The 25,069-nt window shown below is 59.5% G+C and carries 18 protein-coding genes and 6 pseudogenes; 15 read left to right on the top strand and 9 right to left on the bottom strand.

Annotated features, from left to right (window positions below; translation table 11 throughout):
• Positions 1 to 23: 23 nt before the first annotated feature.
• Positions 24 to 392, top strand: a pseudogene (locus tag K289_RS50110) (transposase domain-containing protein); the annotation flags it as partial.
• Here K289_RS50110 and K289_RS53355 read toward each other — a convergent pair.
• From K289_RS53355 to K289_RS47580, 6 genes and pseudogenes are all read right to left on the bottom strand, one after another.
• Entirely contained in the window at positions 389 to 514 is a 126-nt protein-coding gene (locus K289_RS53355) for a hypothetical protein (RefSeq protein WP_371260927.1), read from the bottom strand. The pseudogene K289_RS50110 and the gene K289_RS53355 overlap by 4 nt on opposite strands.
• Before the next feature lie 8 nt (positions 515 to 522).
• The gene (locus K289_RS52065) at positions 523 to 681 is read right to left on the bottom strand and encodes a hypothetical protein (protein WP_198024915.1); all 159 of its coding nucleotides are present in this window, start codon (positions 679 to 681) and stop codon (positions 523 to 525) included.
• 243 nt (positions 682 to 924) lie between these two features.
• Positions 925 to 1,239: pseudogene (locus K289_RS53350) on the bottom strand (transposase); the annotation flags it as partial.
• Positions 1,240 to 1,442: 203 nt separating this feature from the next.
• Positions 1,443 to 2,123, bottom strand: coding sequence for an FkbM family methyltransferase (locus K289_RS47590; RefSeq protein ID WP_198024910.1), 681 nt, complete (start codon positions 2,121 to 2,123; stop codon positions 1,443 to 1,445).
• A 187-nt stretch (positions 2,124 to 2,310) separates the two neighbouring features.
• Positions 2,311 to 3,411, bottom strand: coding sequence for a glycosyltransferase family 4 protein (locus K289_RS50100; RefSeq protein ID WP_198024909.1), 1,101 nt, complete (start codon positions 3,409 to 3,411; stop codon positions 2,311 to 2,313).
• Between the two features lie 115 nt (positions 3,412 to 3,526).
• Positions 3,527 to 5,023 (bottom strand): UbiA family prenyltransferase, encoded by a 1,497-nt coding sequence (locus tag K289_RS47580; protein WP_084788989.1) that lies wholly within the window; start codon positions 5,021 to 5,023, stop codon positions 3,527 to 3,529.
• Between the two features lie 155 nt (positions 5,024 to 5,178).
• On the opposite strand from K289_RS47580, the gene K289_RS0143530 reads away from it, so the two are divergent.
• The 5 genes from K289_RS0143530 to K289_RS47565 all read left to right on the top strand — a co-directional run bounded on the left by K289_RS0143530 (position 5,179) and on the right by K289_RS47565 (position 11,329).
• Positions 5,179 to 6,165, top strand: a complete 987-nt coding sequence (locus K289_RS0143530; protein WP_027557023.1) for an NAD-dependent epimerase/dehydratase family protein — start codon at positions 5,179 to 5,181, stop codon at positions 6,163 to 6,165.
• Positions 6,166 to 6,521: 356 nt separating this feature from the next.
• Positions 6,522 to 7,601, top strand: a complete 1,080-nt coding sequence (locus K289_RS47575; protein WP_051311407.1) for a glycosyltransferase family 4 protein — start codon at positions 6,522 to 6,524, stop codon at positions 7,599 to 7,601.
• Complete coding sequence (locus tag K289_RS0143520; protein WP_198024908.1) at positions 7,598 to 8,422, top strand: WecB/TagA/CpsF family glycosyltransferase; 825 nt, start codon at positions 7,598 to 7,600, stop codon at positions 8,420 to 8,422. Before K289_RS47575 ends, K289_RS0143520 begins: the two co-directional genes overlap by 4 nt.
• Positions 8,423 to 8,521: 99 nt before the next feature.
• Positions 8,522 to 9,925: a glycosyltransferase family 4 protein gene (locus tag K289_RS48170; RefSeq protein ID WP_084788987.1), complete on the top strand. Its 1,404-nt coding sequence runs from the start codon at positions 8,522 to 8,524 to the stop codon at positions 9,923 to 9,925.
• A gap of 306 nt (positions 9,926 to 10,231) precedes the next feature.
• Positions 10,232 to 11,329 (top strand): right-handed parallel beta-helix repeat-containing protein, encoded by a 1,098-nt coding sequence (locus K289_RS47565; RefSeq protein ID WP_051311404.1) that lies wholly within the window; start codon positions 10,232 to 10,234, stop codon positions 11,327 to 11,329.
• Between the two features lie 134 nt (positions 11,330 to 11,463).
• Here K289_RS47565 and K289_RS47560 read toward each other — a convergent pair.
• A pseudogene (locus K289_RS47560) lies at positions 11,464 to 11,705 on the bottom strand (hypothetical protein).
• Positions 11,702 to 12,176 (bottom strand): annotated as a pseudogene (locus K289_RS0143500) (transposase); the annotation flags it as partial. The pseudogenes K289_RS0143500 and K289_RS47560, both read right to left, overlap by 4 nt.
• A gap of 367 nt (positions 12,177 to 12,543) precedes the next feature.
• Between K289_RS0143500 and K289_RS51385 the strand changes: the two are divergent.
• From K289_RS51385 to K289_RS0143475, 6 genes and pseudogenes are all read left to right on the top strand, one after another.
• A pseudogene (locus tag K289_RS51385) lies at positions 12,544 to 12,803 on the top strand (integrase core domain-containing protein); the annotation flags it as partial.
• Positions 12,739 to 13,218, top strand: a complete 480-nt coding sequence (locus K289_RS53345) for a hypothetical protein (RefSeq protein ID WP_198024907.1) — start codon at positions 12,739 to 12,741, stop codon at positions 13,216 to 13,218. The pseudogene K289_RS51385 and the gene K289_RS53345, both read left to right, overlap by 65 nt.
• Positions 13,219 to 13,519: 301 nt before the next feature.
• Entirely contained in the window at positions 13,520 to 16,078 is a 2,559-nt protein-coding gene (locus K289_RS48165) for a right-handed parallel beta-helix repeat-containing protein (RefSeq protein WP_051311402.1), read from the top strand.
• A 668-nt stretch (positions 16,079 to 16,746) separates the two neighbouring features.
• Positions 16,747 to 17,061: pseudogene (locus K289_RS52800) on the top strand (cysteine peptidase family C39 domain-containing protein); the annotation flags it as partial.
• A 303-nt stretch (positions 17,062 to 17,364) separates the two neighbouring features.
• Positions 17,365 to 19,515 carry a type I secretion system permease/ATPase gene (locus tag K289_RS0143480; protein WP_051311434.1) on the top strand — a complete coding sequence of 717 codons (2,151 nt, stop codon included), beginning with the start codon at positions 17,365 to 17,367 and terminating at the stop codon, positions 19,513 to 19,515.
• On the top strand, positions 19,502 to 20,929 hold the full coding sequence (locus K289_RS0143475; protein WP_027557018.1) for an HlyD family type I secretion periplasmic adaptor subunit: 1,428 nt from the start codon (positions 19,502 to 19,504) through the stop codon (positions 20,927 to 20,929). The genes K289_RS0143480 and K289_RS0143475 overlap by 14 nt, the downstream gene beginning before the upstream one ends.
• A 149-nt stretch (positions 20,930 to 21,078) precedes the next feature.
• On the opposite strand, the gene K289_RS47545 is transcribed toward K289_RS0143475, so the two are convergent.
• Positions 21,079 to 21,963: a response regulator transcription factor gene (locus tag K289_RS47545; protein WP_145927411.1), complete on the bottom strand. Its 885-nt coding sequence runs from the start codon at positions 21,961 to 21,963 to the stop codon at positions 21,079 to 21,081.
• Positions 21,964 to 22,547: 584 nt separating this feature from the next.
• On the opposite strand from K289_RS47545, the gene K289_RS47540 reads away from it, so the two are divergent.
• The 3 genes from K289_RS47540 to K289_RS50095 all read left to right on the top strand — a co-directional run bounded on the left by K289_RS47540 (position 22,548) and on the right by K289_RS50095 (position 24,991).
• The gene (locus K289_RS47540; protein ID WP_084788985.1) at positions 22,548 to 23,216 is read left to right on the top strand and encodes a response regulator transcription factor; all 669 of its coding nucleotides are present in this window, start codon (positions 22,548 to 22,550) and stop codon (positions 23,214 to 23,216) included.
• Positions 23,217 to 23,725: 509 nt separating this feature from the next.
• The gene (locus K289_RS48160) at positions 23,726 to 24,613 is read left to right on the top strand and encodes a Crp/Fnr family transcriptional regulator (protein ID WP_084788984.1); all 888 of its coding nucleotides are present in this window, start codon (positions 23,726 to 23,728) and stop codon (positions 24,611 to 24,613) included.
• Between the two features lie 168 nt (positions 24,614 to 24,781).
• Positions 24,782 to 24,991 (top strand): hypothetical protein, encoded by a 210-nt coding sequence (locus K289_RS50095; protein ID WP_063676855.1) that lies wholly within the window; start codon positions 24,782 to 24,784, stop codon positions 24,989 to 24,991.
• Positions 24,992 to 25,069 lie beyond the last annotated feature (78 nt).

Genomic DNA, 25,069 nt, shown 5'->3' with positions numbered 1-25,069 from the left:
GGGTCCGGCCGGCCGCAGCTGTAACCGCCGCGATCGTCGCGGCGCTCTTCGATCTTTGGGACAAGGAGCTGCCGCGCCTGTCGGGCAAGTCCAAACTTGCCGAGGCGATCCACCGCCCCCTCGAGCGCTTTCTAGGCGACCGCCGTATCGAGATCGACTCCAACACTGTCGAGCTTGCAATCCGGCCGCAAGCCATCACAAGAAAAAATGCGCTCTTTGCAGGCAGCCATGGCGGCGGCCGGACCTAGGCGACCATCGCCACACTTCTGCAGACCGCGAAGATGAACGATGTCGATCCGCACGCCTGGCTCACGGAAACTCTCGAACGGATCGTGCAGCGCTGGCCGATCTCTCAGATCGATGCTCTCATGCCCTGGCACTTCAAAGCCTAAACGGCCTCAGCTTGGCGCTTACGTTGCCGCTGGATCGCCATCGTTAATGCGGACGAGGCAAGTTCAGTCCGCAGACGGTCTCGCATCGCCCAGCCGACGAGTTTGCGGCTGAAGAGGTCCACGACGGCGGCTAGGTATAGCCAGCCTTCTCCGGTCGAAATGTAGGTGATGTCGGCAAGTTCGGCGCGGCGGCGGTGAAGTGGCACTGGATCAGGTTCTGTGCGATCGACAGGGTATGGCGGCTGTCGGTGGTGCGGACCCGACGTGGCGGCACCATGACGGACGCCATGTCGACGCATCAATCGTTCGACCCGACCACGGCTGGCGCCTCATCCCTGCGCCGGCAGCGCGGCATGCGGCATGTACCCGCGCGCTGCCATAATGTCGGCCGCTGCCTCGATGGATTTAGCGGATCGCCGCCAGCAGCGTGGTATTGGCGCTCGCTCGTGCGCTCACCGGCTGCCCCCGCCGGGCGTAATAGTAGGCCGGCGAGACCGCGAGCACGGCACACATTAGCCGCACCGGGTAAACCTCACGATGATCCTCGATGAAGCGAATGTCCGCGTTCCGGCGAAGATCGCGATCGACTTTTTGAAATGTCGCGTTCCATGCGCAGCCGCTCGTTCTCCTGCCGCAGCCGAGCGATCTCCGCAGCCTGGTCCGCCGACGGCGGCGTCACCTGCGTTATGGCGTGCCGCGCCGCCGCCGTCGGTTTCTGCTCCAGCTTCGCCAACCAGCGACGCAAGATGAAGTTGCGCAGCCCAAGTTCCTTGGCAACGGACGTGATTGACCGTCCGCCCGATACCACGAGTTCAACGGCTTTTCGCTTGTACTCCTCCGTGAACGACCGACGTCGACGTCCTTTCGTTCGACACCTCCAGGCTCTCCGAGCCTACTACAGGTGTCCACTCATCGGAGGAGGTTCAAATCGCTTGGTCGCGCGATGACAGGCGCCTCGACCCGGCGCAATCCGCGCTTTAAGCGGCAGCGGTTCTCTTTGGTCCACATTCGGCACCTCGCCGAGCGGTGCGACACCCCCCGTTGCCACGATCACGCAACGAGCCGCTTGAGAGCTGCATCGATGTCCCGCGCCAAAAAAAGAAAATTGTTCACATACCGCAAACTGCCTGTGGCATCACCGCCCGAAGCCAGCCTCCGCACGTCCTGATGCTTGCCCACGTCAAATTGATCGATGCTCGCAAGCCGGTTTCCGAGTAGAAAAAAGCCGCGATACCCATAGGGACGGAGCAGATCGTATGTCGAGGCGACCGCGTTCGGGCGGTGCCGCTCTTCTGCTTCGACAAGGATCGCGGGCAAGTCGCGCGATATGATCCCGAGTGCCCCACGAAGCACCGCAAGTTCGTGCCCCTCGACATCGACTTTAATGAAGCTCACCCCGGTCGTCGCAAGCGAGTCGAGTGTCAGCAATTTGACGGGCAAAGATGTCGTGTCGACGTTGTCCAGGCTGTTCTGCGGCTCTATCGTGGCCATTCCCAATTCTTCGTTTGCAACAGGTATTCGCATAACCGCCTCGCCGCTCCGGTCCGAAACGGCGCCTTCAATGACTTTCACATTTCCCTTCGTGCCATTCCTCAAAAGATTAGCATATCTTGGGTTCGGCTCGACGGCTATCACTTCTCGAGAGTGTTGCGACATAAAAAATGTATACGCACCGTAATTGGCTCCTGCATCGATCGAGATCTTAGACTTCTCACACAGGGTCGGAATCATCTTCAGCTCAGGCTCCCCCGCGCGCCAAGCCGCCATAGCGTGCCTGCGCACAACTAGCTTCTTTGGCACGAATAATCGCACAACGAGTGAGCGTAAAGTCATGGGTGCCTCTTTAAAATATGCGGCTCAGGTGCAACGATCAGGCTTGCCCTTCGGTGGCCGACCTGTGTTGCAAGTGGCGTCAAAGTCATCGTGACTTCAGAACGTGTGCATAGATGTCGATTGCGCATCTGGAGAGAGCTCTTCGAGAATACCCGCCGCTCATCGCGACCGCAGCACTTTTCGAAAGACGGTTCCTGAGAGCTTCATCAGAAGCGACCTCAATCAAGGCCTTGGCTAGGGCTACTTCATCTCGGGGTGGAATGACTAGGCCGATTCCTGTCGATTTGACGGTGTCAGCGATTTCACCGACGTCGGTTGCAACAACCGGCAATCCAAACGGCATTGCGACCATGAGGACGCCGCTCTGGGATGCCTCAATGTAAGGCAACGCTAGCACATCGGCTTCAGTGAACAAACGAGCCGCTTGATCGACTGAAACAAATCCGTAGTGCACTTGCACGCTAGTGACGTCAGAAACAAGATTGTCGTACTTCTGAAAATCATCCCCGGCGCCAGCTATTACAATTTTCAAATGACTAACGGATCTCATGATCAGCGGTGCAGCCTGAAGCAGGAAACGCAGGCCCTTGTATTCGTAGATCCGTCCGAAGAATAAAACACGGAAGACACCGTCGCTGGGTTTTGAGAATCCATGTTTCTGGGCTGCGTGCCGGTAACGAAGGAGCGGCGGGTGCGGAAAAACAAAGATCCTTTCGGATTTGATGCGGAACTCCTTCGCTGCCTCTCGGCGCAAACCCTCGCCGTGTACGACTATTGCGTCCGATTGCCGTACAAGCAACTTCATGAAGAATCGCGGTATCCTAGCCGAACTGACGTCGCCTGGATGCAGCTTAACATCATGGACGGTAGTTATAAGTGGCCGGGACCGGAGAAGAAAGGGCAGAAGATTAGTCCATACGTTGCTCTCCAAAAGGATATGGACGATATCGGGATTCCATCTCCGAATTTGACGAGCGAGACGCGCCATAAAAACTGCGCTGCCGATAAGATTGCGCTGCCGCGGCCAATTTAACCATTTTATCTCCAAACGGCGCGTCGACGCTGATCGATCTGGCGAAAGATGCTTAGCGGCGATGCACAGCAGGACGTCGGCAGACTCTGCGATCGTCTCGGCAAACTCAATACAATAATCTGGAATCTCGTGCGCAACTAAGCAGATTCTCATGTGTTCACTTCTCATTCATCAGGACATTCTGACCTGCCACCGAGTTTCATCCAACAGCGGCTAGAGTCTCTGGAGTTTTGTACGCCAAGTGGCGCGAAGCTGTTCGGCTCTCCACTCACGCCGCTCCCATCATGATCAGGCCGATCAGTCCGAAGGCCAACAGGCTGTTCCTATCCTTGAGGGCGAAGACGACGGGATCGTCATCCATCAGTCGCCGATGCGCCATCATGAGAGCCCGCCCGAGCCAATACATGAGAATGGGACACACCAGCCAGAGCGCTTTGGGATGGTGATAGAGTTGCTTCACCGCGTCGGAAGAGATGTAGAGCGCGAAAATAGTGACCGAGTTGAAGCCGGCTGCCGCCGCCAGTGCCGCCACGATGTTCATGTCAGACTTGCGATAATTGCGGTTCGAGGGATCGGGTAGATCGGTGTCGAAGAGCGCGGCGAGTTCCACGTACCGCTTGATGAGCGCCAGCGAGGTGAAGATGAACATGGAGAAGCCGAGTAACCACTCCGACGCCGGCACCGAGATCGCTGCGGCGCCGCCGATCACCCGGATTGTGTAGAGCGCGGCGAGAGCGACGACATCGACAAGCATTTTTCGTTTAAGGAAGAAAGTATAGGCGGTTGTCAGGGTGAGATATACGAGGAGCACGCCCAGGAAGAGCGGCGCGATGAACAGCGCGAACGCGAATGCCATTGCGAGCAGGCCGAACGCGACGGGAAATGCGGTCAGAATCGGAACCGTGCCGGCGGCCAGGGGGCGCCGCTTCTTCGAGGGGTGTTTGCGATCCGCATCGAGGTCGACGAGATCGTTGACGAGATAGACCGCGGATGCGGCGGTCGAGAACGCTAAAAAGGCACCGAACGCCTCCAGGAAGCTTCCCAAGCCGAACTTGTGCGCGGTGAGGAGCGGTACGAAGACCAATGCATTCTTGGCCCACTGATGAACGCGGACGAGCTTGATCCACGCCTTGGCTCGCCCGCCCTGCGACACGACGATCGCCACGTCCGCACCGCTCGCAGCGAGTGCGCTTCGAACGCCACGCGACGGATTAACCGCCCAAACCTTGTTACAGGCCGCCCAGACCGGAAGATCAGCGCGGTCGTTGCCGGCGTAGTCGAAACCTCTTTCACCGAAGGCTTCGACGAGGAGACGTGCCTTGGTCTCACCGGAGAGGTTTACCGACGTGTTCGAGGCAAACCATCCGTCGGCACCCACGTGGGCTCCCACCGCTGCGACGTAGCGCTCGTTGCTCGCCGAGGCGATGTAGATCTTCCGCCCCTCGCGTCGCGCCTCCTCGATCAAGGCAAGCACGCGCTCGTCGTAGGGCAAATGTGTCGCGTCAATGGCTGTCTTGGCGGCGATGCCGTCCTTCAACCCGGCCTTCCCTTGCAGCATCAAGCCGGGAAGCGAGAAGATCCGAAACGGGTTCACACCCAGATAGGCGAATGCGGATTCGACCAGCAGGTCTGATCGCACCAAGGTACCGTCGAGATCGACGACAAGCGGGATCTCGGCGTCGGCGCTTTCAGCAGGCCGGTTGGCATAACTGACGTCGGCGCTTTCAGGCTGGTCGGCGTAACTAGCGTCTGCAAGTATGTCCATTCGCTGCCCCGAGCTCGCTCCCCGCATTCACTGCTTGGCACAAGGACATTAATACAGGCCATTAATTTTGAACAGAATTAAATTGTTGACTTTAAATTATTAAACATTATTTTGGCTATCGGATTAATTAATGCGAAAATAATAGGACAGGATTAATGAAAAGCGCCCTGGTCTGCGGAGCCGGTGGATTCATCGGCGGCCATCTCGTGAAGCGTCTCAAGAAGGACGGATTTTGGGTTCGCGGGGTCGATCTGAAATTTCATGAGTTCTCCGAAACCCAAGCCGACGATTTCGTCATAGGCGACCTGCGGGATCAGGGATTTTGTCGTGCCGTCGTGGACCGCCGATTTGATGAAGTCTATCAACTCGCCGCCGACATGGGCGGCGCCGGCTATATTTTCACCGGCGAGCATGACGCCGACGTCATGCACAACTCAGTCACGATCAATTCGAGCGTACTAGACGCCTGCCACAAGCGCGGCGTCAGAAAGATCTTCTATTCGTCGTCGGCATGCATGTATCCGGCCTATAACCAGGAAGATCCGAAAAACCCGAAGTGCTCGGAGGACTCGGCTTATCCGGCCGCGCCTGACAGCGAGTACGGTTGGGAAAAGCTGTTCAGCGAACGCCTGTATCTGGCTTACCGGCGAAACTACGGTGTGCAGACCCACATCGCGCGCTATCATAATATCTTTGGACCGGAGGGCACGTGGATCGGAGGCCGCGAAAAGGCCCCGGCCGCGGTCTGTCGCAAAGTTGCCATGGCGCGCAACGGCGAGGATATCGAGGTGTGGGGCGACGGCGAGCAAACCCGCTCATTCCTTTACATCGACGAATGTATCGAGGGCACCGTGCGGCTGTTGCGCTCAAACTTCTCCGGCCCGGTCAACATTGGTTCGGAAGAAATGGTCACAATCAACCAGCTTGTCGACATGGTGGCGGATATCGCCGGCAAGCGGATTGGCAAGAACCACGTGCCCGGACCTCAGGGCGTGCGAGGTCGGAACTCCGACAACCGGCTGATCAGGGAGAATCTCGGCTGGGAGCCGAGCCGATCGCTCCGCGCGGGGCTGGAACCGACCTACCAGTGGATTGCCGCCCAAGCGGCGAGGAACGTCATGCCCAAAGCGCGGGTGGCATGAGGACGACGGCAGGTCTTTGAATTGGATTTTCCGAGTCGGATCGCTTCATCCACTGAAGCCCAAGCCGGAAATGACGTCAAACGACTGGCTGGTTTTCGAGGATCTCGCTCAAGACGCACCAAACTCAAGAACGCTTGGCTGGAATGGACTCCATCCATGAGTAAGCCAAATCTACCGCTGTGCAAGTGATGCGGCTGCAACGGAGACGGACTGCACGAAACACGCCGAACAGGCGGGAGCAACTAGTGGATTGTGAATTGAACTGCGACGACGCTGTCACTCACGGGCTCCGGACGCGCACCGTTCTTATTGTTACTCCAGGCGGACTGGAGCATGGCGGTGGAATTGGCCGCCAGATGGGTTATTTCCTCCAAGCCTACCAAGAGACCGAACAAAGATTTCGTTACCAGGTCGTCGATTCACGTGGCCCGTGGTACCTCGGCTCGTCACCGCTGCACGTCGTCGGGTCCATTGCTTATCTTGGCCGCGCCATTCTTACGCTGTCTCGCGCGTGTCTTTCGTCGCCCTGCGTGGCACACGTCAACATCACAGGCCGCGGCAGCACCATTCGCAAGCTCATTCTCCTGACCATCTGCCGGCCACTTGGATTGCGCTACGTCCTGCATCTCCATGATTACGACTACGCTGCATATTACCGCAGCCGGGGGACCTTTGTTAAAAAGCTGATTGCAACGATGTTTCGCCGTGCAGCCGCAGTCATCGTACTTGGACGGCGAGACCTCGAAGTGATCTCCCAATTGTTCCAGCTGCGCAAGGACCGCATGACCGTCCTTCCCAACGCGGTACCGGATCCTCTCCCAGATCTCGATGGACGTCCGGCCCCTGGACAGCCGTGTCAGTTGCTCTTTCTCGGGCACCTCGGCTCTCGAAAGGGTGTGCCGGATTTGCTGAAGGCCCTCGCCAGCCCCGCCGTAAGGCACCTGCGCTGGCGTGCAACGCTCGCGGGGGACGGACCGATCGAGGAGTACCGCAACCTTGCGAAGGACCTCGGCATCCTGGGCTCGCTAAGCTTTCCGGGCTGGCTCGATCAGAGGCGCACGAGCGAATTGTGCGCCAATGCCGACGTCCTAGTTCTTCCCTCCTATGCCGAGGGGTTGGCGATGTCGGTGCTGGAGGGCCTGTCCCATGGCCTCGTCGTGATCACAACCCCGGTCGGCGCGCATTCGGAAGTGATCAAGCCGGAGGTGTCGGGGATACTCGTGCCTCCCGGAGACATAGCGGCGCTCGCCGAGACATTGGTCCGCGTGATCGAAGACGAAAGTCTTCGGATGCGGCTGGCGAGTGGCGCGCGCGCCCGTTTCCTCGAGAAATTCGACGTGCGTCACTACGCGGCTCGACTGGAGCAGCTTCACGCTGATCTGTTCGGGCCCCCACTTGACCGCCCGAAGCCGGTGGAGAAAGGGCTGATATCGTGAAACATCTGGCCGACCAACGAGAAAACAGCCAAATCCTGGCTGGCATTCCGAGCGAGATTCCCAGGGTGAACATTCTTGGAGTCGGCGTCACGCCGGTGAATCTTCCGCAAACCATCAACATATTGGAAAATTGGCAAGCCGAAGGACGCCGCGAATACGTCCTCTGCACTTGTGTTCACGGCATTATGGAAGCGCAGAGAGATCCCGAGATTCGAAGCGCTCTGAACCGGTCCGGTCTGACGACGGAGGATGGGATGCCTCTGGTCTGGTGGTGCCAACGCCGCGGCTATCCCAATGCGGGGCGCGTCTATGGACCCGACCTGCTTATGGCGATGTGCGAAAGGGCGGCCCAGACTGGCCACCGACACTATTTTTACGGAGGAAGCCCTCGTGTCGTCGAGGCAATGGTCTCGCGCCTCGTAGCGCGCTTCCCGGGCCTGACCATCGCTGGCTACCGGTCCCCTCCGTTCCGGCCGCTCACGCCGGAAGAAGACGCCGCCGATATCCAGGCCATCAACGACGCCCGTCCCGACTACGTCTGGGTCGGGCTCGGAATGCCGAAGCAGGACAAATGGATCGTGAACCATGTCGGCAAAATTGAAGCCGCTGCGTTACTTGGCGTGGGGGCGGCGTTCGATTTCGCCGCGGGCGCGAAGCCTCAGGCGCCGCTATGGATGCAGCGTTCAGGTTTGGAGTGGCTCTTTCGTCTCATGTCGGAGCCTCGGCGGCTCGCTCACCGCTACCTCGTCTACAACTCCATTTTTGTCGTCCGGGCGTTTCAACAGCTTGCCGGGTGGAAGTCCTACGCTCGAGATTGGTAAACCCTGCACGCTTCATCTCGGAAATAGATCTCCACCGCCGTCGGAAAACAATAGTGCCGACAACGATGTGTCGCATCGAGACGCACATGATGTAGCTACATGAAGCTATTGATTTCAGCCTATGCGTGCGCCCCCAATCGTGGTTCTGACCATGCTGTTGGCTGGAATTGGGCGACCGAAGCCCACAGGTTGGGCCACGAAATCTGGGCGTTTGTATCCCCCGCACATCATGACTCGATCAAGCGCGCATGTGACGAGATCCCGGGCCTCGACGGTATCCATTGGGTCTTCCCTGAGGTTAAGGGATGGCCCCTCAAACAGGCGGTCGAACCCAAATGGGAGAGAACCTACAACGTGCTCTGGCAGCGCGCAGCCCTGCGTGACGCACGCGACCTGCACCAGCAAGTCGGCTTCGACGTCGTCCACCATCTCACATGGGCCGGCATTCGCGCGCCGACGTTCTTGGGGGCACTTGCAGCACCGCTCATTATAGGGCCGGTCGGAGGCGGGGAAACGTCTCCGCCCTCACTGCGGGACGAAATAGGCTTAAGGGGCAGGATACTCGAAGGAATACGAGATCTGTCCAATTCGACCATTGCGATGAACCCACTGGTCCGGAGTGGTCTGGCTCGCGCTTCCGTTATTTTTGTTTCCACAGCGGACACCCAGAATCTGTTTAAGGGCGCCCTCCGCAACAAGGCGACGGTCTTCACGCAACTCGGCCTTCCAAACCTCCCCAGCGGTCGCCTGCCGCGCTCCTCCTCAGGACCGCCGCGTTTTCTTTACGCCGGTCGCCTGCTCTACTGGAAGGGCGTTCATATAGCCATCAGGGCTTTTGCCGAGGTCGTGAGGCAAATCCCTAATGCCCGCTTCACGATCGTAGGAAGCGGCCCGGAACGATCGAGGCTCGAAGACGATATAAGGCACAACAAACTTCTCGGCAGCGTGGAATTCATTCCGCAACTGCCACAGAATGCGTTGTTCGAGCTGTACAGAAATCACGACCTCTTCCTTTTTCCAAGCCTGCATGACAGCGGCGGCTTTGTAGTGCTCGAAGCAATGTCTCATGGCTTACCAGTCGTTTGCCTTGATCTAGGCGGTCCCAGAGACATGGTGACGCCGAGCTCCGGTGTCGTCGTAAAGCACAACGGTCAAAATAGCGCGCAGCTCGCCACAATGATGGCCCAGGAAGTATGCCGGCTGCTTGCGTCGCCAGAGAAGCTTGCTGTCTTGTCTGCGGGCGCGGTCGCCCGCGCACAGGATTTCATCTTAGCAGAACGCATCAAGCGCTTTTATGATCGCGCCATGGAATTCATGCCAGCGGGTGCGCACTCAACGGAGACGTTTCATGAAGAATGTTCTGACCTAACTGACTCAGGGAGGACGCGCAGTTCCAATGGTAGTGTGCGGGCTGGCGGGAGCCGCACGATTTCAGTGGGAAGCACCGCGTCGGATGACCTTTGCGGAGGAGCTGAAGATCATGCCAACGTTCATCAAGATTGAATGTGGAAGGCTACGAATGTGCTGGAAGGCAGCAGATCGATCCTAGCCACGACCCTATGGTGTTCGTCGAAGTGCACACGCTGACGCTGCCGCGGTAAGGGAATAAAATTTGAAAATTTGTGGAAATTCATGGATCCCGGTAAATACGACATCTTCATACAGGACGGGGATTTCAAAGAGCCGGAGGCATACTCCCAGCAAAATTGCCGAGCTGGCCGAGTACATCTGTTCTTTCGACCACGGGCAGCAACACTCTAAGAGCCCATTTGTGAAGTTCGGGCTCATGACGAGGACCGGTACAGCAAAATGTTGAGAGCGCTTTTTGTTACTGCGGGCATGCTTTTCCTTGGCATAGGCGCCGCCCAGGCCGTGGACGGAATTTGCGGATCAGCAAACGGCAACTTGATCGGCACGGCGCCAACGACAATTCTGTGCAGCGCCGGCACTCCTTCGCCGGCAGGATCTATGACCACCTATTACGTGAGCTCTGCAATCGGGCATGACAATAACGCAGGCACGTCTGCCACTGTTCCTCTGGCCACCCTTCAGGCAGCCGCGAACCTGGTGAAGCCCGGTGACACTGTCGAGGTCATGAATGGTACTTATACCGGGGAGCCGGGCGGCCATGTGCTGCAGATCACCACGAGTGGTACTGCGAGCGCCCCAATCACCTTCGAAGCCGCTCCCGGACAGACGCCTGTCATCGACAGCGCCGGCGCCTGGAACGCCATCATGATCTCAGCATCCTATATCACCGTTAAGGGCTTCACTGTAGTGGGCGGTGCGGCCAACTTCAGCTTGAGCCAAGCGTTGGCGGGGTATAGCACCAGCAACGCTGCAGTCTGTGGGAACGGCATATACATCGGGCCAAGCAGCAGTGTCCCGCTGCCAAACCACATCACGATCGCGAACAACACGGTCTACAACGAACCCGGCGGTGGCATTGGTTCAGACGGAGCTGATTATCTGCAAATTTTGAAGAACGTTGTGCACGACAACGCACACTGGTCACCGTATGCCAATAGCGGCATTACCGTCAATACGTCGAAGAACTTGGATACGAATCCTGGTCCCCATATCATCATAAGCGGCAACACCTCCTACAATAATGCGAACCTGGTTCCGAATATTTCCTCCTCTGGAGAGGTCACCGATGGTGAAGGTATCATCCTAGACTCAAATTTTGGATATACCGGAGGATTCCTTGTCCAAAACAACACGGTCTACGGCAATGGTGGGCCCGGCATCGAGTCGAGACAGTCCGACAACGCCACCATCACCGGAAACACCATCTATGGAAACAACAAGAACAACAACAATGGGGCGTCGACCAACGGAATTTTCATATACCAGTCCAACAATAACATCATAACCAACAACATCACGACCGCCCCTGAACGGTAAATCCTCGTTTTGATTCCAGACCAACGGCCCGGCAAACTACGGACATATGCTCGCTCTCATGAACTCCTGGGGCAAACCACAAGATTTCCTGACAATCGAACACCATCCTTATCCATTCGGCGCAGGCCGCAGGGTCACCGCCTGAGCAGTCCAGGCTTCTCTTTGTAGCTACCTAATAAGCTCGATCAGGTTTTCGATTCCGAAGTCGGTGAACGCCTTGACGCCGTCATCTTCGACGCCATAGACCCAGATGACCCCCGTCCTCGATCCCCATTTCAATGGCGATGTCGCGCAGCCAATCTTCGTCTTCACCGAAGTCCTTCGCGACCTGGGTGATGATGGTGACGTGATGGATCTTATTGACGTGTGTGGTCATGCCGCTCGAGCGGAGATCGCCGATACAGGCGTTCATTTCCCAGGGCAGGAGCTGGTCGAGCCGATGAGCTGGGTGGGCGGCGATGCGGGTAAGGACATAGGCCGCCAGATTTGCGGATCGATGCCGTTCATTTTGGCTGTGACGATCAAGCTGTACATCGCTGCGGCGCGTCGCCCTTCGCGATCAGACCCGCGGAACAGCCAAGACTTGCGTCCAAGAGCGATGCCTCGCAAGCCACGTTCGGTAGCATTGTTGAAGAAACACACGAGTCCGTGCTCCAGGAACAGCGTGAAGCTCGCCCATCGCTTCAGGGTGTAGTTGAACGCTTTGGCTAGGTCGTGTCCGCGGGAGAGTTTGGCGAGCTGCTCCCGCATTTAGACCTAAAGGTCCTCGACGAGGGGCCATCTCAGAGTCTGCCGTACCTCCAGACGCCCTTCCGGGGCTCCTGCCATTGATGGAGCGCTCGATCGCGCGACGCTCCTCAACCTGTGGGACAAGGAGCTGCCGCGCCTGTCGGGCAAATCCAAACTCGCCGAGGCCATCCGCTATGCGACATCCAGACGCACCGCCCTCGAGCGATACGACATGGTCAAGACAGTCTGAGAAGACTGGCGGGCCGATCCGGGATCAACCCCGACGTCGATAGCCAGGTGGAGCGCCAGATCGTCGGTGACGATACCCGGGACCGAGGAAGCCATCCTCGACTCCCCTGTGCCGGACGGCCATCGTTGCATTCCGCAAGCTCACTTTGTTGCCGCTGTATGAGTGCCTCTACATCCTGCAGCCGACATTCCGCACCTGACATGTTCGCCATTGCACCGTGTTTGTAGAGCCACGGATTCCGGATACGGACGCCGTCGCCCGCGAGCGGACGATGATCGTCGAACGGTGCGGAAAGCCAGGAAGATCGTGTCTGACCCTGGCACTGAGCTCACCTGCAATGCTATGCTCGTCTGGGACAAGGACATAGCCATGGTCTGGCACTTCATCGCGCCGGGAAGGCCCATGCAGAACGGCTTCATCGAGAGGTCTAATGGGCCGGATGCGCGATGAGCCCTCAACGAGACTCTGTTCTTCGATCTCGATGACGCCCGCACCAGAAATCGCCAACTGGGTCGCTCGACCACAACATCCGGCGATTCTCACGCCAGCGGCCCAGCTCGTCGAGGCCGTTCCCTACAAGATCGAAGTCGTACTCACCGATAAGGGTATTCAGTTCGCTGACTTATTCAAAAACAGATCTGGGGCGACTGCCACATTCCGGGGCCATCGCTTTGATCGCGTCCGCCGTGTTTCTAATCGCGGGCGAGTCGGATATTTAGGTGCGGGGACATCGTTTCTTAATCGGAGGGTTATTTTCCACCGTTTATTCTGCTGCGGTTCGAAGCCCTTTAGTCTGCGAGCGGATGATGTTGTGCTCAAAGGGAATTTTCGCGGGCCCGAAGTTGAGCGCAATTCATCGTGCGGTGGCTTGTGGGTAAAAGCGAAAATGTTTCGATTTTTGGTTCTTTGAGCAATCTGCGTTATTCAACTGCACTAAGAAATATTCTTTGGGTTAAACGATCGGCCTTACATTTATCCGTTGGTATATGGTCGCAGCCTCAACTTAGGCGGTGATACTCAAAAGCTCCCTGTTCGAGTCCACAAACCGTCTTAAAAAAGTCTTCGCCCGCGGCGAATTCCGCATTGGGTGACGGGGTAGTTCAGCGGCTGATTCAAAATCGAGTGGGTGGTGCAGTTCAAACGCCGGTGATCGGTGTGCTGCGTTGATGCTCGGTGACGAATTGGGGTCCGCCGTGTGGGAGAGATAATGCATGACGACGTACTATGTGAGCTCTGAAATTGGTCAGTCCGGCAACGCGGGCACGTCCGCGGATGCTCCTCTGGCTACCTTGCAGGCAGCCGCGAATCTGGTGAAACCCGGTGACACTGTCGAGGTCATGAATGGTACTTATACCGGGGAGCCGGGCGGCAATGTGCTGCAGATTACCACCAGTGGTACCGCGAGCGCCCCTATCACCTTTGAAGCTGCTCCCGGACAGACGCCTGTCATCGACAGCACCGGCGCCTGGAACGGCATCATGATCCAAGCATCCAACATCGTGGTTGAGGGCTTCACTGTAAGAGGCGGTGCGGCCAACTATACCACTGCGGTGGGGTCTCAAACCGGCAACCCTGCCCTCAATGGGAACGGCATATACATCGGGTCAAGCGACAGTGTGCCGCTGCCAAACCACATCACGATCGCGAACAACACGGTCTACAACGAACCCGGCGGTGGCATTGGTTCAGACGGAGCTGATTATCTGCAAATTCTGAACAACGTTGTGCACGACAACGCAAACTGGTCAGGGTATGCCAATAGCGGCATTACCGTCAATACGTCCAAGAACTTGGACACGAATCCCGGTGCCCACATCATCATAAGCGGCAACACCTCCTACAATAACGCAAACTTGGTTCCGAATGCGTTCTCCTCTGGAGAGATCACCGATGGTGAAGGTATCATCCTAGACTCCAATTCCGGATACACTGGAGGATTCCTTGTCCAAAACAACACGGTCTACGGCAATGGCGGGCCCGGCATCGAGTCGTACCAGTCCGACAACGCCACCATCACCGGGAACACCATCTACGGAAACAACACGAACAACAACAATGGGGCGTCGACCAACGGAATTTTCGTATACCAGTCCAACAATAACAGCGTAACCAACAACACGACGACCGCGCCCAGCGCGCCCTCGACGCCGACGACCCCAACCACGCCGACGACCCCGACGACCCCGACCACCCCCGTCAACGTCGCGCCGACGGTGACTCAGGCGTCCGCTTCGCCGGGGACGGGAACGGAGCACGTCGGTGACACCGTCACAATGACGCTTGGCTTCAGCGAGGCCGTGACCGTCACGGGTACGCCGACGCTGTCGCTCAACGATGGCGCAAAGGCGACCTATGTCAGTGGCTCGGGCACGAACTCGCTCACCTTCAAGACCACGGTCGCGTCGACCGACACGAATACTTCGGCGCTCGCCATCACTGGGGTCAATCTGCCGACCGGTGCGAGCATCAAGGATTCCGGCGGTCTCGCAGCGAACCTCTCGGGTGCGGTGAAGACGTTCTCGGGTCTCCAGATCTCGAACTCGTCGAGCACGCCGACGACCCCGACTACCCCGACGACGCCGACCACCCCAACGACGCCGACCACCCCAACGACGCCGACAACCCCCGACAACGTCGCGCCGACGGTGACCCAGGCCTCCGCTTCACCGGGAACGGGAGTCGAGCTACCCGGCGACACCATCACATTGACGCTCGGCTTCAGCGAGGCCGTGACCGTCAGTGGTACGCCGACGCTGTCGCTCAACGATGGTGCAAAGGCGACCTATGTCGGTGGCTCGGGCACGAACTCGCTCACCTTCAAGACCACGGTCGCGTCGACCGACACGAATACTCCGGCGCTCGCGATCACCGGGGTCAATCTCCCGAACGGGGCGAGCATCAAGGACTCCGGCGGTCTCGCAGCGAACCTGTCGGGCGCGCTGAAGACGTTCTCCGGCCTCCAGATCGATCCGCCGTCATCGACGCCGACGACCCCGACCACCCCATCGACGCCGTCCGTGACCAAGCCGGTCCTCTCCGTCGCGGATAACTCGCTCTGGGTGGCTGGCAGAGGCGGTCATGTCGACCTTGGGACAACGGTGACAACGACTGATTCCAATGATCAGGTTACCCTGAACATCAAGGGGCTGCCGAGATACGAGACGATCACCACCAGCGACGGCACCAAGTTCCATGGCAGCGACATCACCTTGACTGCCGCGCAAGTCGACGGCGGACTGACGCTGACGTCGAACTACAGGGGCGGAGGTCAGCCGGTTGCGACGCTTACGCTGACGGCAAGCGCGAAGGATCCGACCACCGGTGCGGTCTCGACGGCATCGCCGCAGACCATCACCGTGACGGATCCTCGCGGGTCGACTACCTCCACTGGGACGCCGTCGACCGGCACGGACACAGGGGCCTCAGGCCATGACCATGGCCATGGATGCTGGCACCACCATGGCAGCTCGGTCGCGAGCGGCGGGACCACCACGACCGGCACGAGCCAGGGGTCTGCTCTGCTCAGCGAGATCAGGGACCTGGTCGCCAACAGAGGCGTCGCGACCTCTGCGTCGCCGATCACGGCGGCGGATACCTCGCATGCGAGCGGATCGACTGCATCGTCCCTGGCAAGCCAGAGCTTCGCACTGCTGAATCAGTATCTGGCGGGTAACACCGGTCGGGTCGACCCCGGTCAGATCGTGGCAGCCGTGTCGAATGGCAACACCTGGGCACAGAACTCGTCGCTCCTGACCAGACCTCAACACTGATCCACTGCCGCACCCAGGCGCTCGGCGCCTGGGTGCGGCACCATCAGTCTTGGACAGTCTTGGAAATGCATGAGAAGCAACATCGCACGCGGCCATGGCCGCGAAACATTCGATTATCAATTTCGCGCGTTAATCCGACAGAAAAATCGAGTGCGTGTCTTCCGACGAATCGGCTCGTGTCGGCGCAAAATACATGGGGCCTGAATACGTGTGCATAAATCACATTTCGAAAGTTTTTTCGCCATTTTTGCTTATTAACCACCGGCCCAGCAGTTGGGGGGCCAGCTTCCAAAATCCCGCTGCTTTGAAATCCCCTCGCGGTTCGAGGCTGCAATGCTTTGAAATCTGCTCGTGGTCCTAGGCTGCGAGCATGCGGTATGTCGCGTGCCTTCGCGATGCGCGGCAGTGGAATCCCGGTCTTCAACTTGGCCTGCCAAGAAGTTCGTCGAGTGTCCACAAGTGCGTTGGCCGGTAACTCCGGCCGGGTCGATGCGTTCAGATCGTGCTGGCGGTATCGAATGGCGCCATCTGGTGTGAGGACCCGTTCCTGACCAGGCCTCAGCACTGATCCGCTTCCGCAGCCCGGTGTCAGGCTGCGGTACCAACAGTTTTGAAATGCATAAGGAACATCAAACGCGGCCGGGTAGCCGCGAAGGGTTGAGTAAAAAATGGCGATCCAGAACGGAAATGCCCACGCCGCAGATCTGGGGCTTCGAGCCCTGGCTCTCTTCCTGCGCCTTCATGGCGTGAACGCCGGGCCCGACCAGCTCCTCGACCGATGCGAGGGCGGTGTGATCGGTATCCCCGCGCTGCTTCGCTGCGCGCGCGAGTTTGGAGTCGAGGTCCGTTCGCGGACTACGCATTGGAAGCGACTTGCGGGCATCGGGCTACCCGGAATCGCATCGCTGCGCGACGGCGGATTTCTGCTGCTCGGAAAGGTCGACGACCGCGGCGCGTTGGTGCTGCATCCGGCCTCGACGTCTCCGAAGGTGATGACGCGCGCGGAATTCGAAGAGATCTGGGATGGCCGTCTGATCCTGACTGGAACGCAGAATGTCGCAAATCGGGTGCTTCATGCGTTTGCCGGCTTGGCTGTCCACGCGCGTGAGCTGGCGGGGCGTACCAGGGACGCGCTGATGCGCGCCCGCGTGCTTCATACGCTTGTCGCAGCCACCCACGGGCGTGAGCTGGCGAGGCGTGCCGGCGATGCGCTGATGCGCGCTCGCGACGCCTTGATGCGCGCCCGCGACGTTTTGATGCCTGCGAGTTTCGCCGATCGTAGTGATATGCCGGTCGAGGCAGCCTTCGCGCAATCCGAGAGCCACGATGAGGCCGGGCTCATTGCCGTGGCCATCTTGCTGCGTTGCCATGGCATTGCGGCCGACCCGGGCCAGATCCGGCACCGGATCGGCACGGCGCGCGTCGGCGTTGCCGAAATTTTGCGCTGTGCCAAGGATTTCGGGGTCAAGGCGCGGGCACAGAGGACGAGCTGGAGCCGGCTCGCGGTGACTCCGCTGCCGGGCATCGCTCTGCTGCGCGATGGCGGATTCCTGATTCTCGGCAAGTTCGTCGACGACACGCTCCTCGTTCAGCGTCCGTTGTCGCCCCGCCCCGAAACTATGACGCAGGCCGAACTCGAGGCCATCTGGGATGGCGACATCATCCTGATGACCCGGCGCGCGGCCCTGACGGATCTGTCCCGGCGCTTCGATATCGGCTGGTTTGTCGGCGCAGTTCACAAATATCGCCGCCTTCTCGGCGAAGTGCTGGTCGCCTCGTTCTTCCTCCAGATCTTTGCCCTCATCTCGCCGCTGTTCTTCCAAGTGGTGATCGACAAGGTGCTCGTACATCGAAGCATGAGCACGCTCGACGTTCTGGTCATCGGCCTTGTCGCGCTGACCGTGTTCGAGACCGTTCTTGGCACGCTGCGTGTCTATCTGTTCGCGCACACGACGAACCGCATCGACGTCGAGCTCGGCGCCCGGCTGTTCCGTCACTTGATGGCGTTGCCGATCGCCTATTTCCAGGCACGCCGTGTCGGCGACTCGGTTGCGCGCGTCCGCGAGCTCGAAAACATCCGCCAGTTCCTGACGAGCTCGGCGCTCACGCTCGTGATCGATTTCCTGTTCACCTTCGTCTTCCTTGCGGTGATGTTCTATTATTCGACGACGTTGACGCTGATCGTCATGGCGTCGTTCCCGTTCTACATCGGCATTTCCGCGGGAGCCGCGCCGCTGTTTCGCCGACGCCTCGACGAAAAATTCAATCGTGGCTCCGAGAACCAAGCCTTCCTGGTCGAGAGCGTGACTGGCGTCGAGACGTTGAAGGCGATGGCGGTCGAGCCGCAGATACAGCTCCGCTGGGAGGAGCAGCTCGCCGCCTATGTGAGCGCTAGCTTCCGCGTGCTCAGCCTGAACAACACGGCGAGCCAGGCGGTCCAGATGATCAACAAGCTGGTCGTGGCCGCGACGCTTTACTTCGGCGCCAGGCTGGTAATCGGCGGCGACCTGTCCGTCGGCGAACTGGTCGCGTTCAACATGCTGGCCGCCCGCGTGAGCATGCCGGTGCTGCGGCTCGCGCAGATGTGGCAGGATTTCCATCAGGCCCGCCTGTCGATCGATCGCCTCGGCGACATCCTCAACACCATTCCCGAGCCGAGCTTCAATCCCGGCCGGGCTGCCCTGCCGCCGATCCGCGGGCAGGTCACGTTCGAGCATGCGACCTTCCGCTACCGCATCGACGGCCCCGAGGTCCTGCACGACGTGTCGTTCAACGTCGAGCCCGGTCAGGTCGTCGGCATCGTGGGCTCCTCCGGCTCGGGCAAGAGCACCATCACCAAGCTGGTCCAGCGTCTCTATGTGCCGGAAAGCGGCCGCGTGCTGGTCGACGGCGTCGACCTCGCGATGGTCGATCTGGCCTGGCTTCGACGCCAGATCGGCGTCGTCCTGCAGGAGAACGTGCTGTTCAACCGCTCCATTCGCGAGAACATCGCGCTAGCCGACCCGGCCGTGCCGATGGAGCGCGTGATCGAGGCTGCCACGCTCGCCGGCGCTCACGACTTCATCCTGGAGCTGCCCGAGGGCTACGACACCGTCGTCGGCGAACGCGGCAGCAGCCTGTCCGGCGGGCAACGCCAGCGCGTTGCGATTGCGCGCGCACTCATTACCGACCCGCGCATCCTCATCCTCGACGAGGCAACCAGCGCGCTCGACTACGAAAGCGAGCGCGCGATCCAGCAGAACATGAGGCGAATTGCCGCCGGCCGGACCGTGTTCGTCATCGCGCATCGGCTCTCGACCGTGCGCAATGCGAACCGGATCATCACGCTCGAGCATGGCCGCATCGTCGAGGACGGCAGCCATGATGAGCTGATCCGTTCGAACGGGCGTTACGCAAACCTTCATTATCTGCAGGCCGGTATCCATGACGTCCGCTAGCCGAAACATCATCGCATTTCCGCGAACCGAGGTTCGTCGCCGCGAGCAGGAAATTGCGTTCTTGCCGGCGGCGCTCGAAATCACGGAATCGCCGCCGTCGCCGGTCGGACGCGCGATCGCGGCGAGCATCATCGCGGTGTTCTGCATCGCGCTGGTATGGGCGGCATTCGGTACAGTCGATATCGTCGCGACCGCTACCGGCAAGATCGTGCCGGGCGGACGCACCAAGCTAATCCAGCCGTTCGAGACCGGCGTTGTGCGCGCCATCCACGTGCGCGATGGGCAGAGCGTCAGGTCCGGCGACGTCCTGATCGAGCTCGACCCGACCATGACGGAAGCCGATCAGGAGCGCCAGAAGAGCGATCTCGTTGCGGCCGAGCTCGACGTCGCGCGGCTGCGGGCTGCGCTCGCGCAGGACCCGCTCGCCGCATTCCGGCCGCCGCAAAGCGCAAGCGCCGCAGACGTCGAGATGCATCGTCAGTTCCTGATCAGCCAGCGCGCCGAGCAGAATGCCAAGCTCGCCGAAATCGAGCGCCAGCAAGGCCAGAAGGAGGCGGAGCGGGCGACGACGTCGGCAAGCGTCGCGAAGCTCGAGGCGACGATCCCGGTGCTGCAGGAGCGCGTCGACATCCGCAAAGGTCTCGTCGAAAAGGCCTTGGCTTCGAAGGTCGTCTATCTCCAGGAGTATCAGGAGCTCGTCGGGCTGCAGCAGGATCTTCTCCTGCAACAGAGCCGGCTGCGAGAAGCCGACGCGGCCATCGCCCTGCTGAAGGAAACGAAGGACAAGACCGCTGCGGAGTATCGGCGCGCAACCTATGACTTGCTGGCGAAAGCCGAGCAGAAGGCTGCGAGCGCTCAGCAGGAGGTGATCAAGGCCGAGCGGCGCACCAAACTCCAGCAGCTAACCGCGCCGGTCGATGGCGTCGTGCAACAGCTCGCCGTCCATACGGTGGGAGGTGTGGTGACGCCGGCTCAGGCGCTCGCCGTGGTCGTTCCAAGCGAGAGCCAGCTCGAGATCGAGGCCATGCTCTCCAACCGCGACATCGGCTTCGTCCATCCCGGACAGAAGGCGGAAATCAAGATCGATACTTTCAACTTCACGCGCTACGGGCTTCTCCACGGCGACGTGCTCAGCGTATCGTCGGACGCCATCACGCGCGACCGTCCACAGGGCGGCTCGAATGACCGGACGGCGGGCTCGGCCCAGGGCGGCAGTGAGCCGAAGGGTCAGGAGCTGGAATATGCCGCGCGCATATCGCTCGATCGGTCGCACATGCAGGTCGAGGACAAGCTGGTCAAGCTGGGTCCCGGCATGGCCGTGACGGTCGAGATCAAGACCGGCGCGCGCAGGATCCTCAGCTACCTGCTCTCGCCGTTGGCGAGATACAAGCAAGAAGCGCTGCGTGAGCGATAGGAAGAGGGGGCTCGAGCGCGAAAAGCGAACTCACGCTCGGGCCGCTTGCGGCGGCGACCGATGGACCGGTAAGCCCTACGGCGGCGGATGCCGCCGCGAGCTCGATGCCGCCAACGCGGGACAGGCCAAGCGTGACGTGTCGCCGCGGCTCAATCGCCTCGAAGCAGGCGCCCGTAACGACGCGCCTTCACATGGTTTGGCAGCGGCGTCGGCATCTCCATCGGAGGCGATGCCTCGATCGGCTCGACGTTGGACGCTACGTCGATCGTATCGAAGGGCCGTTTGCCGATCTGGACGGTCGGAGGCGAAGCGCCGATCCTCGTGTTTGCCGACGGCGCCGGAAACCAGTGGTTCATTCCCCAGATCGCCGCCTGGGTCCGGTTCTGAACCCGGATCTTGCGAAGGATCGCTTTGACGTGAACCTTTACGGTCGCCTCGGCGACGTCGATCTTGCGCGCGATGGACTTGTTGGAGTCGCCCGCGATCAGGCACCGCAGAACCGATTTCTCGCGCGGTGACAACTGCTGCGCCGGCTGGTCCTCCTCCATGGCGAGGAGTCTGGGATCGCCGTTGTCCTGCCGCTCCAGCTTTCGGTCAATATCGCGCTCCGGTTCGAGTGCAATTGACATCAGAGACGCCGGTGGGAAGACGGTTTCGCCCATCATCAGCAGTTCAATGGATTTGATGAAGGCGTCGCGCGTCATGGCATCGACGAAATAGCCGTTGGCACCCGCGCGAAACGCGGCAACCATCTCGTCCCGCCGATAGTGATCGGTGACGATCGCAATACGAACTTTTGGATTGCGATCCCGCAGGAATTCGAGTTGCTCGATCACCGTATCGAACTCGTCGCCGGTATGTAGCATTAAGGCCAGCTGATCTTGCGGTTGCAGCTTGCCCGGCGGCAGGTCATCAACGCATGATACAGAGGTCAGAGTGCGAAAATTCGCCGATCTCAATATTCCGGCGATGCCCTCTCTTATTAATACGCTTTTTCCAATAACAACCGTTGCGATAAATCGTCGCCTCAACATTTTTCACTCCCAGCCCTTGACGCAATGACAATCTAGACGGGGCAGTCGACATCCGGTGCTGGCACGAGGGAATGCTGTTTTGGTCCTGAAATGGTCTTGGTCTCGAAATCGGTCCCATCGTGTAGATCGCGGCTGTCGTAGTCCTCTCTTGTCTCCTTTCGTCGCTCTCCTTGGCAGAACTCGAGGGGTCCGCACCCCGTAGTTCCTAAAGCCTTGATTATTTCGCGGAGCCTTTTCTGAATGTTAGATTCGAATTACCGATATCCATATATATCTTTGGTTATAGGCGCTCTGGGGGTGAGCTTAAATGTCGCGCGGCTGCAGCTTTGAAGTCGGCGGGCAAAAAAACGCCGCTATAGGTTGCAATTATGCATCCTATGCGCGAGTTAACGATAAAATGATTAGCAAGGATTGTGTATTCTTCTTAACAGAATCGGCGAACCTCGTGTGCTAGGGTGGGGTCGTTCGTACCAATCCTACCGGCATCCTACGGAATGTGCCGCTAGGGAAAACGTGGCAGTGTTTGCGGAATAAGCGGGGGTCAGGGGCGGTTCATCACGTTGGGGGAGGTTGGGATCGCCCAGATGGGTCGTATCAGTGTCGTCATAGCGGACCGGCATCCGGTGGTGCTGTTGGGCTTAAGTGGCCTGCTCGAAGCCGACCGCGACTTCAAAATCGTTGCGTCCTGCAGTGATGGCGCGGGCTTCATTGAGGCGCTGCGCAATCTCGAGCCTGACATTGCCATCGTCGATGTCGCGCTGCCCGGTCTGTCCGGCCTCGAACTTCTTTCCATTGTGAACTCGGAAGAACTCCAGACGCGATTGGTGTTCTTCATGACGGCGGAGCAGGGGCGCGAATTGGTCGCGTCAACTGCGATCAATGGTCACAGCATCTTCTTGAAAGACGTGGCGCCAGAAGTACTCCTGCAGGCCCTGCGTCAAATCGCGGAAGGCCGCGACCTTTCGCCTCTGCCTAGGCCGGCTCCTCGCGATCAGGGTTCGGAGGATGCCTTGATGACGCTGACGGATCGCGAACGCCAGATCATACGTCTGGTTTCGGAAGGATTGTCGAACAAGGCAATCGGGCGCCGGCTGAATATTTCGGATGGCACCATCAAAGTGCATCTTCATCATGTCTTCCAGAAGCTCCAGGTCTCCAATCGCACGGTGCTGGCAGCACTTGCTCTCGCTCGGGTCGGCAGCGCGAGTGAAGTGGCTCCAAAAAAGGGGCGGCCACGCATTCGCCGCAGCTGAATGGCGTTTGTCGCCAGCACACTCTTTCTCCGATCCGGCCGTGTTCATCGACGGCGACAGTTTGTGGCGGTGGCCATGCATCTCGACAGCGGTTTCATCGAGGACTGACGTCAGGCAGCATCGCGGCCGCACGATGATGTGGCGCGCGATGCCTGGATGTGCCCGCGCGCGTCTCCGATGGAGAACTCTGACGCGCGACAGGGTTTCTCGTTGGACACACCCGCGCTTTGGCATTGTAGTGGCGCCTTCAACCGGGATGCGGCTTGCGTCCGCAAAGAGTGGAATCCGACAAGCGCATCAAGCCCCAGCGCCGCAATTTGGGATTACCACCAAAAGGGTATTCTCGATTCGAAATGCGGCGCATGAGGTCTACCCCCTCATGACCGTTCGATCGGCGGCTGCGCGTGATACACTTCGCCCTCTGCGTTGCTGTTTATCTATTCATTTGATTTTCGAGCGCTCGTCGCTGACGCGAGGTCAGCGCCAAGGCTCCCGAAGAGGGCCCCGCAATGATCCCCCGGCGCAAGCCATTTGTTGAAGATCTTTCTCCACCGCAATTGCGTTCATCCACACTCAACCCGCCGCTCGACGAAGTCGGACAATTTATCGAATACATCTGCGCCGATGGCGACTGCCTGCACCTCAACTCGCAGCAGCGCGTTCCGCTTCCTCCGCCGGGGAAGGTGGTGGTGCTGCGGGAGGGCATGCTGGCAATTGACGCAACGCCGGCCAAAGGAAAGTTGCAGGTGCTGGACTTTCTCGTCGCCGGCGACGTGCTGTCGGCCGCGACGGTGCTTCCCGCGCCCGGCGTTTCGCTGAGGGCGATCACTCGCGCATCGTTGGTGTCCCTGGATCCGCCCTCCGCCAATCGGATCGTGCCGCCGCATGATTACTGGGCGTTCCTGGTCATGCGGTGCCACAATCAACTGGCACGTGCCAACATTCATCAATTGCTGGTCGGTCGTCTCGAGACCGAGCAGCGCGTCGCCTCGTTCATCCTGGCCCTGGCACTGAGGAAGGAGCGCATGGACTCCCGCAGCGTGACGGTCGAGCTTCCGATGTCGCGCACCGACATCGCCAACTATCTCGTCATCAACTGCGACACGTTGAGCCGCACGATGATGAGGTTCTGCGACAGCGGCCTGATCGAGCGAGAGAGCCGCCATGCGATCCGCGTCGTCGACGTCGAGGAGTTGAAGAAGAAATCTCCACTCGCGTCTCTGTTGTCGGCGATGTTCGAGAAGCGCGCGGGCCTGGAGGAATTCGGGAGCAAGTGTCAGGCCGAAGCTCGCACGTCTGAAGACGTAGATCACCGCGTCACGCCTCTGGTCCTGACAGTCGCCGGACTAACGCCGCTGCCCGCAACTTATCCTCACTCTCCGCGCGGCGGACTATAGATCTTCGAAGCAATCGTCGGCTTCGCCGTGCAGGGCCGGTTTCTGCTCCCGTTCCGGACGCGTGGCGGGCATCATCAAGAAAATGAGAAATGTGAGGGATCTCACACGGCGGCTTCGAGGCCTGCACTAGTCAGAGCTTCTACTCTCGCAGAACCAACGGAGGTTCGCATGAAGCTCCTGATGATCTCCGGCCTTACCGCCCTCGCGGTTATCGTGGGCGCGACGAATATGCTTCGATCGCATCCATCCTCGGAGAATCGCGCATCGGTGGCAGGGATGCCCGCTATGCGAGAGATGCATAAGGCGCAACAGGGCAGACTGGCGGTTGAAGATTTCGAAGATCGATCCCTGGTGTTTCCAAGGGGAGCACAGCCATAGAGAGAATGCTGCCGTGCGTCCTGAACATTGCGTCAGGCGGTTTGTTCGCCTGCGGGAGCCGCAGCGTCATAGGCTGTA

This window comes from Bradyrhizobium sp. Cp5.3 (assembly GCF_000426265.1).
GTDB lineage: Bacteria > Pseudomonadota > Alphaproteobacteria > Rhizobiales > Xanthobacteraceae > Bradyrhizobium > Bradyrhizobium neotropicale.
This window is presented reverse-complemented; position numbering and strand designations above follow the sequence as displayed.